Annotated in this window: 9 protein-coding genes; 3 read left to right on the top strand and 6 right to left on the bottom strand. The window is 74.3% G+C overall.

Annotated elements, in window-relative coordinates:
• The 6 genes from ACRDSK_RS29870 to ACRDSK_RS29845 all read right to left on the bottom strand — a co-directional run.
• Positions 1–727 (bottom strand): FAD binding domain-containing protein (locus ACRDSK_RS29870; RefSeq protein ID WP_431444700.1); only part of this gene is annotated, 727 nt, incomplete at its 3' end.
• 2 nt (positions 728–729) lie between these two features.
• Positions 730–1,623, bottom strand: a complete 894-nt coding sequence (pucL, locus tag ACRDSK_RS29865) for a factor-independent urate hydroxylase (protein ID WP_431444699.1) — start codon at positions 1,621–1,623, stop codon at positions 730–732.
• 2 nt (positions 1,624–1,625) lie between these two features.
• On the bottom strand, positions 1,626–1,943 hold the full coding sequence (gene uraH / locus ACRDSK_RS29860) for a hydroxyisourate hydrolase (protein ID WP_431444698.1): 318 nt from the start codon (positions 1,941–1,943) through the stop codon (positions 1,626–1,628).
• Positions 1,940–2,449 carry a 2-oxo-4-hydroxy-4-carboxy-5-ureidoimidazoline decarboxylase gene (gene uraD, locus ACRDSK_RS29855; protein ID WP_431444697.1) on the bottom strand — a complete coding sequence of 170 codons (510 nt, stop codon included), beginning with the start codon at positions 2,447–2,449 and terminating at the stop codon, positions 1,940–1,942. Before uraD ends, uraH begins: the two co-directional genes overlap by 4 nt.
• Positions 2,450–2,509: 60 nt before the next feature.
• Positions 2,510–2,890 (bottom strand): RidA family protein, encoded by a 381-nt coding sequence (locus ACRDSK_RS29850; protein ID WP_431444696.1) that lies wholly within the window; start codon positions 2,888–2,890, stop codon positions 2,510–2,512.
• A 12-nt stretch (positions 2,891–2,902) separates the two neighbouring features.
• A complete protein-coding gene (locus ACRDSK_RS29845; protein WP_431444695.1) occupies positions 2,903–3,844 on the bottom strand; it encodes a sugar kinase in 942 nt (313 codons plus the stop codon).
• A gap of 52 nt (positions 3,845–3,896) precedes the next feature.
• Here ACRDSK_RS29845 and ACRDSK_RS29840 point away from each other — a divergent pair, with 52 nt between their 5' ends.
• The 3 genes from ACRDSK_RS29840 to ACRDSK_RS29830 form a co-directional block, all read left to right on the top strand.
• Positions 3,897–5,192, top strand: a complete 1,296-nt coding sequence (locus tag ACRDSK_RS29840) for an amino acid deaminase (protein ID WP_431444694.1) — start codon at positions 3,897–3,899, stop codon at positions 5,190–5,192.
• On the top strand, positions 5,192–6,808 hold the full coding sequence (locus tag ACRDSK_RS29835) for an N-acyl-D-amino-acid deacylase family protein (RefSeq protein WP_431444693.1): 1,617 nt from the start codon (positions 5,192–5,194) through the stop codon (positions 6,806–6,808). The genes ACRDSK_RS29840 and ACRDSK_RS29835 overlap by 1 nt, the downstream gene beginning before the upstream one ends.
• Positions 6,792–7,314, top strand: a 523-nt coding sequence (locus ACRDSK_RS29830; RefSeq protein WP_431444692.1) for a bifunctional 4-hydroxy-2-oxoglutarate aldolase/2-dehydro-3-deoxy-phosphogluconate aldolase, incomplete at its 3' end; no start/stop codon positions are given. The genes ACRDSK_RS29835 and ACRDSK_RS29830, both read left to right, overlap by 17 nt.

Here is a 7,314-nt window from a genome sequence, read left to right as displayed (position 1 = left end):
CCCGGGTCACCTCGTCGGGCATCGGGCCGGCTCGATCGTCACCGTCCCACGGCAGCACCTCGGCCGCGTAGTCCTCGGCGGCGTCGGCCCGCAGCGGCGTCGGCCCGGCCGAGCCGATGCCGGTGCCGACCCGGCGCGCGGCGAGGTCGAGCGACAGGCCGAACGAACAGACCGCGATCACCATCGCGTTGCGCGTGCCGACCTTCGCGAACTGCTGCGGCCCGGCCGCCTTCGGCACGGTGACCGCGGTGATCAGCTCGTCCTCGGCGAGCGCGGAGCGCTTGGGGCCGGTGAAGAACTCGCCGATCGGGATCGTGCGGGTGCCGCGCGTGGACGCGACCTCGACCGTGGCCGCCACGCTGAGCAGCGGCGGGTGGGCGTCGCCCGCGGGAGACGCCGAGCCGAGGTTGCCGCCGACCGTGCCGCGGTTGCGAATCTGCGGCGAGCCGACCGTGCGGCTGGCCATCGCGAGCCCGGGCAGCACGTCGCCCAGCTCCTCGACGATGCGGGTGTAGGGCACCGCGGCACCCAGCCGGACGTGCCCGTTCTGCTCGGTCCACGCGGCCAGCTCGGCGACCCCGCCGAGGTCGAGCAACGCCGGCGGCCGGCGCTTGTCGAAGTTCAGCTCGACCATGATGTCCGTGCCGCCGGCGATCGGCACCGCCTCGGGCGTCGCCGCCTTCGCGGCGAGCGCCTCCTCGAGCGACGCGGGTCTGCGGAAGTCCACCGTCACCACCACGCCAGTCCGGGCTCCGGCGCACCCTCGCGCAGGACGGTGCCCTCGATCAGCCCGTACGGACGGTCCGCCGCGAAGAACACCTCTCCCGGGTTGTCCAACTGGAACGGGCTCAGGTCGACGAGGAAGTGGTGCTTGTTCGGCAACGAAAGGCGGGCCTCGACCAGCTCGTCGCCCTCGCGGAGCACGCGCTCGCCCATCGCGTGCAAGGTCTGCTGCAGCGACAGCGAGTGCGTGTCGGCGAACGCGGCCAGCAGGTGCATGTGCGCGCGGCGGAACGACTTGCCCCAGTCCGAGTCGACGCCGCCGTGGCGCCAGCGCGCGGTCACCGCGGTGGCGAGGACGCGGTCGTTCGTCGCGGCCAGCGTCGTGTACCGGTCGCGCTGGAAGCCGTGGAACTCCGAACCGGTCGTGTTGAGGACCGTGACGTCCTCGACGCCGGACACGACCCAGGCCGTGGTGCCGTCGTAGGTGACCGTGGCCGTCCGGGTGCCGGCGGCGCGGGCGAACGAGTGGTGCGCGGGCGCCGGGTTGTCCGGGTAGCCGACCGTGATTCGCTCCCAGCGGTACATCTCCAGATGCACCCGGGCGCGCGTGATCGTCTCCGTCGTGTCGACGAAGTGGCGGGCGAGCCGCAGGCCGAACTCCTCCGGCTCGCCGACGCCGTCGCGGGCGAAGGCGTAGACGGTGTTCTTCTGCGTGTCCGTGGGCAGCACGCCGGAGTTGTCACCGGTCAGGTGGGTGGCGTCGAGATCGCCGGCCAGCGCGGTGCTGACGTTGAGGTCGATGATCTCGTGCCGGTCGCTGCCGTCAGCTGAGCCGCGGTCGACCCGGACGAGGCGGGTCTCCGCCTTGCCGTACTGGTTCTCGCCCAGCTTGAACGTCATGGTCAACTCCCCCGGTAGGTCGAGTAGCCGAACGGGCTGAGCAGCAGCGGCACGTGGTAGTGCTCGGCCGGCTCGGCGATCCGGAAGGCCACCACGACCTCCGGGTAGAACGCGTCCGGCCCGAGGTAGTCCGAGGTGCCGAAGACGAGCCGGTACACGCCGGCCGCCTCGACGCCCCAGCCGGTGACCCGCCCGTCGGCGTCGGTGCGGCCGTCGACGACGGGCCGCCAGCCACCGTCACCGCGGGCCTCGAGCCGCACGGGCACCTCGGCGGCCGGCCGGCCGATGCTGGTGTCGAGCACATGGGTGGAGAGACTCACGGTGCGAACGCCTTTTCCAGTCGCAGGTCCACGATCTTGGTGAGCTCGGCGCGCACCACGTCCCGCTCCGTGTCGGGGTCGTTGCCGAGCCGCTCGCGCAGCGCGTGCAGCATCTCCTCGGCGGACAGGCCGGTCGCGCAGATCAGGAAGACGTGGCCGAACCGCTCCTCGTAGACGACGTTCCCGGCGGCGAGATCGGCCAGTGTCTCCGCGCTCGCCACCGCCGTCCCGGACTGCTCGGCCCGCGACCAGCCGGCCTCCCGGCCCGGGCCGGCCGCGCGCTCCCCGATCCGCGGGTGCGCGGCCAGCGCCTCGTCGACGTCGGCCCGGCGGAGCTCGCCGAGCACGGTGTGCGACACCCGCCGCAGGCCGGCCAGGTCGTGGTAGGGCCGCCGGGCGAGCAGCTCGTCGGCCCAGCGCCGCGACCCACAGCAGGCGAGCAGCTCCCGCTCGGCCGCCGCGGGCTCGGCGACGTTGAGCTGGTCGAGCGGAGATTCGTCGGACATCCCCGGCACTCTACTGACCGGGCGAGCCGCGCGCTGCCCTCCTTAGTCCCAGGTCAGGGACTATTCGATCACAGCGAGGGCGTCGATCTCCACGAGCAGGCCGGCGGGCAGCCCGACGTACACGGTCGTGCGCGCCGGGTAGGGCCGCGGGACCAGCTCGGCGTAGACCTCGTTCATCCCGGCGAAGTGGTCGAGGTCGGTGAGGTAGACGCGCAACATCACGACGTCGTCCATGGTCGCGCCGCCCGCGGCCAGCACGTCCTCGATGTTGCGCAGCACCTGGCGGGTCTGCTCGCCGATGGTGTCGCCGACCAGGTCGCCGCTGGCCGGATCCAGCGGGACCTGGCCGGCGATCTGCAGGATGTCGCCCTTGCGGATGCCAGGAGACAGCGGCACCGGCAGGGGCGCGGCGCCTTCGGGGTTGATCGCGATCTTCGCCATGTGCTCACCCTGTCAGGTGATCCGCGCCGCCCGCCACTCCCGGTCGCCGGCCGCCAGCAGCGCCGCCACCAGGTCGGCCGGCAGCGGCGGGCCGACGTCGTCGCGGGTACGCAGCGCCGACGCCGCCCGCAGGTGTCCGGCGCGCAGCCGGCGGGTGGGCGGCTCGCCGGCGAGCAGCGCGGCCAGGTAGCCCGCGGCGAACGCGTCACCCGCGCCGACCGGCTCGACCACGTCGACGCGCAGCGCCGGCTCGAAGACCGCGGGCCCGTCGCCCTCGATCAGCGTGGCACCCCGCTCGGCCTGCTTCACCACGAGCGCCGGCGGCTCCGGCAGGACCTCGCGGATCGCGGCCGGCTCGCCGGTGCCCCACAACGTCTCGGCCTCGTCCGCGCCGACCAGCACGACGTCGGCCAGCGCGGCCAGCTCCCGCAGCAGCTCCGGGTCCTGTGCGGCGCGCAGCCCCGGCCGCCAGTTCACGTCGAACGATGCCAGGAACCGCCGCGGGGCGCCGAGCAGCGTGCGCATCAGGGCGAGGCAGCTCGGCGACAGCGCGGGCGTGATCCCGCTGGTGTGCACCAGGCGCACGCCGTCCAGTGGCAGGCCCGCCAGCAGCTCCGGGCCCATGCCCGCCGCCGCCGAGTCGCGCCGGTAGTAGCGCACGCCGCCGGGTGTCTTGAAGTACACGCCGGTCGGCCGGTCCGGGTCGACCGCGACGCGGGCGACGTCCACCCCGTGCCCGGCCACGAACCCGGTGACCGCGCGACCGAACGGGTCGTCGCCGACGGCCGAGACCCAGGCCGCGCGCAGGCCCAGGCCCGCGAGGTGACAGGCCACATTGGACTCGGCGCCGCCGACCGTGCGCGTCCAGGTGCGCACGTCCTCGACCGGCCCGGGCTCGGCCGGCACGAACAGCGCCATCGTCTCGCCCAGGCAAAGCGCGTCGACCACAGTCACCGCAATCCTCTCCGCGTTGACCCACCGAGGCGTGGATGCTACACAGCGTCGAGTGCAGACAGGACGCATCGACCGCGCCCGAGTCGCCGCGATCCTCGACGAGCGGATCGACTGGCGCTTCAAGGGACTGCCCGCCGCGGCACAGGGCATGACGATCGGCGAGGCGCGTGACGCGGAACTGCGCCTGCCGGACTTCCTGCCGCCGCTGGTCGTGCTGGACGCCGAGGCGGTCGAGCACAACCTCGCCGCGATGGCCGACTTCTGCGCCCGGCACGGGTTCGCGCACGCACCGCACGGCAAGACCACGATGGCGCCGCAGCTCTACGCGCGGCAGTTCGACCACGGCGCGTGGGGCCAGACCGCGGCGACCGCGAGCCAGCTGCGGGTGTACCGCGCGTTCGGGGTGAGCCCGGTGGTCCTGGCCAACCAGCTGGTCGACCCGGCGGCGCTCGCCTGGCTCGCGACCGAGCTCGACCGCGACCCGGACTTCCGGTTCTGCTGCTGGGTCGACTCGGTGCGCGGGGTGGCGTTGATGACCGAGGCCCTGCGCGGCGCCCCGCGGCCGGTCGACGTGCTCGTCGAGGTCGGCACGCCGAAGGGCCGCACCGGCGTGCGCGACCTGGCCGCCGGGCTCGAGGTGGCCGAGGCGGTGGCGGCCTCGCCCGCGCTGCGGCTGACCGGCGTCGGCGGCTACGAGGGCGCCGTCACCCACGATGCCGCGCCCGAGGACCTCGCCGCGGTCCGCGCCTACCTGACCGACCTGCGCGCGCTCGCCGTGGAGCTGGCCGGGCGCGGCCACTTCGACGACGTCGACGAGGTGATCGTCACCGCGGGCGGCAGCTCGTACTTCGACGTGGTGGCGAGCGTGCTCGGCGGCGGGCTCGACGTGCCGTGGCCGGATGGCCTGCCGGTCCTGCCCCTGCTGCGCAGCGGCGCCTACGTCACCCACGACTCGGGCATCTACGACCGGGTCTCGCCGCTCGGCGCGCACCCGAGGGTGTCCGGTCCCACGCTCCGCGCGGGGCTGCGCGCGTGGGCCCAGGTGATGTCCTGCCCCGAGCCCGGGCTCGCACTGCTCACCGCCGGCAAGCGCGACCTGCCCTACGACATCGACCTGCCGATCCCGCAGGTAATTCGCCGTGACGGAGACACCCGGCCGCTCGCGGGCGAGGTGACCGCGCTCAACGACCAGCACACGTTCCTCGCCCACGGCGGCGACGTCGAGGTCGGCGACTGGGTCGGGTTCGGCCTGTCCCACCCGTGCACCACGTTCGACAAGTGGCAGCTGCTCCCGGTCGTCGGCCCGGACGGGGAGACCGTGGTCGACCTCGTCCGCACGTACTTCTGATGGCCGGCTCCGGGTTCGCGGGCGTCTTTCGCGACGCGACGGTGGTCGACGGCACCGGCGCGGCCCGCTACCGCGCGGACGTCGAGGTCGCCGACGGGCGGATCGCCGAGATCGGGTCCGACCTCGACGGCGGCCAGGTGGTCGACGCCGCCGGGCTCGTGCTGGCGCCGGGGTTCATCGACATGCACGCGCACTCCGACGTCCAGATCCTGGCGGAGCCGGACCATCTCGCGAAGGTGTCGCAGGGCGTGACGCTGGAGGTGCTCGGCCAGGACGGGCTGTCCTACGCGCCGGTCGACGAATCCACATTGGACACGCTGCGCGGCCAGCTCGCCGGCTGGAACGACGACCCGTCCGGGTTCGAGTGGGACTGGCGAAGTGTCGGTGAGTACCTCGACCGGCTCGACCGCGGGATCGCGTGCAACGCCGCGTACCTGCTGCCGCAGGGCACGATCCGGATGCTCGCGATGGGCTGGGCGGACCGGCCGGCCACCGAGCCCGAGCTGGACGCGATGCGTGAGCTGGTGGCGACCGGGCTCGCCGAGGGGGCCGCGGGCATGTCGTCCGGGCTGACCTACGCGCCGGGCATGTACGCGACGACCGACGAGCTGGTGGCGCTGTGCGAGGTGGTGGCCGCGGGCGGCGGGTACTACAGCCCGCACCACCGCAGCTACGGGGCCGGCGCGCTCGAGGCGTACGCGGAGATGGTCGACGTCTCTCGGTGGTCGGGCTGTCCGCTGCACCTGGCGCACGCCACGATGAACCACCCGGTCAACGCCGGCCGCGCCGGCGAGCTGCTGGCACTGCTGGACGAGGCGCTGGCCGCCGGCACGGACGTCACGCTCGACACCTACCCGTACCTGGCCGGCGCCACCTACCTGTCCGCGCTGCTGCCGAGCTGGGCGGCCGAGGGCGGCCCGGAGGCGACCCTGGCCCGACTGTCCGATGTGGACACCCGCGAGCGGGTCCGGGTGGAGCTGGAGGAGCGCGGCACGGACGGCGCCAACGGCGTGCCGGTGGACTGGTCGGCGATCGAGATCAACGGCGTGCGCCTCGCCGAGCACGACGACCTCGTGGGGCTGAGCGTGGCCGAGGCCGCCCGGCGCGCGGACCGGCCGCCCGCCGAGCTGTACTTCGACGTGCTCGTCGCCGAACGTCTGGGTACCTCGTGCCTGATGCACGTCGGCGACGAGGACAACGTGCGGGCGATCATGCGCCACCCGATGCACACCGGCGGCAGCGACGGGCTGCTGGTCGGCCGCCAGCCTCACCCGCGTGCCTGGGGGACGTTCCCCCGGTACCTGGGTCACTACGTGCGCGAGCTCGGCGTGCTGGGCCTCGAGGAGTGCGTGGCGCACCTGACCGGCCGCCCGGCCCAGCGGCTGCGGCTGCCCGACCGGGGACTGGTCCACCCCGGCTACGTGGCCGACCTGGTCCTGTTCGACCCGGCGGAGGTGGCCGACGCCGCGACCTACACCGATCCGCGCCAACCGGCGGCCGGTATCCCGTACGTGCTGGTCAACGGCGTGCCTGTGATCGACGACGGCCGCCGCACGGACGCGCTGCCCGGCCACGCGATCCGCAACGGGAGGGACACGGATGGACCTGCTCGCTGAGCTGACCGCGCGCCGGGCGCTGTGCATCATCCGCGCCCCGGCGATGCCCGACCCGGCCGGCCTGGCGGCGACACTCGTCGAGGCGGGCCTGCCGATGGTCGAGTTCGCCCTCACCACCCCCGACGCGCCGCGGCTCATCGAGGCAGCGTCCACAGTGGACGGACTGCTCCTCGGCGCCGGCACCGTGCTGACGGCGGCCGACGCACGGGACGCGATCGCCGCGGGCGCCCGGTTCCTGCTCACGCCCGGCCTGCGCCCGGAGGACGCGGCGGAGGCGGCCCGACAGCGGGTGCCGGTCGTGCTGGGCGCGATGACCCCGACCGAGGTCGCCGCGGCCGTCGACCTGGGCGCCACCGCGGTGAAGGTCTTCCCGGCGGCGCGCCTGGGCCCGGCCTACCTCTCCGACCTGCGCGGCCCGTACCCGGACGTCCCGCTGGTCGCCACCGGCGGGCTGACCACGGACAACGCCGCCGACTACCTCGCCGCCGGCGCGCTCGCGGTGACCG

Origin of the sequence: Actinophytocola sp., from assembly GCF_050699915.1 — a bacterium.
In the GTDB taxonomy this organism is placed as follows: Bacteria; Actinomycetota; Actinomycetes; order Mycobacteriales; family Pseudonocardiaceae; genus Actinophytocola.
The sequence above is the reverse complement of the archived record's forward strand: the minus strand, read 5'-3'. Positions and strand labels throughout refer to the sequence as shown.

Coding starts and splice junctions, on each gene's coding strand:
- pucL (WP_431444699.1), bottom strand. CDS start 1,623: ATGACGTTCAAGCTGGGCGAGAACCAGTACGGCAAGGCGGAGACCCGC.
- uraD (WP_431444697.1), bottom strand. CDS start 2,449: ATGTCCGACGAATCTCCGCTCGACCAGCTCAACGTCGCCGAGCCCGCG.
- ACRDSK_RS29850 (WP_431444696.1), bottom strand. CDS start 2,890: ATGGCGAAGATCGCGATCAACCCCGAAGGCGCCGCGCCCCTGCCGGTG.
- ACRDSK_RS29835 (WP_431444693.1), top strand. CDS start 5,192: ATGGCCGGCTCCGGGTTCGCGGGCGTCTTTCGCGACGCGACGGTGGTC.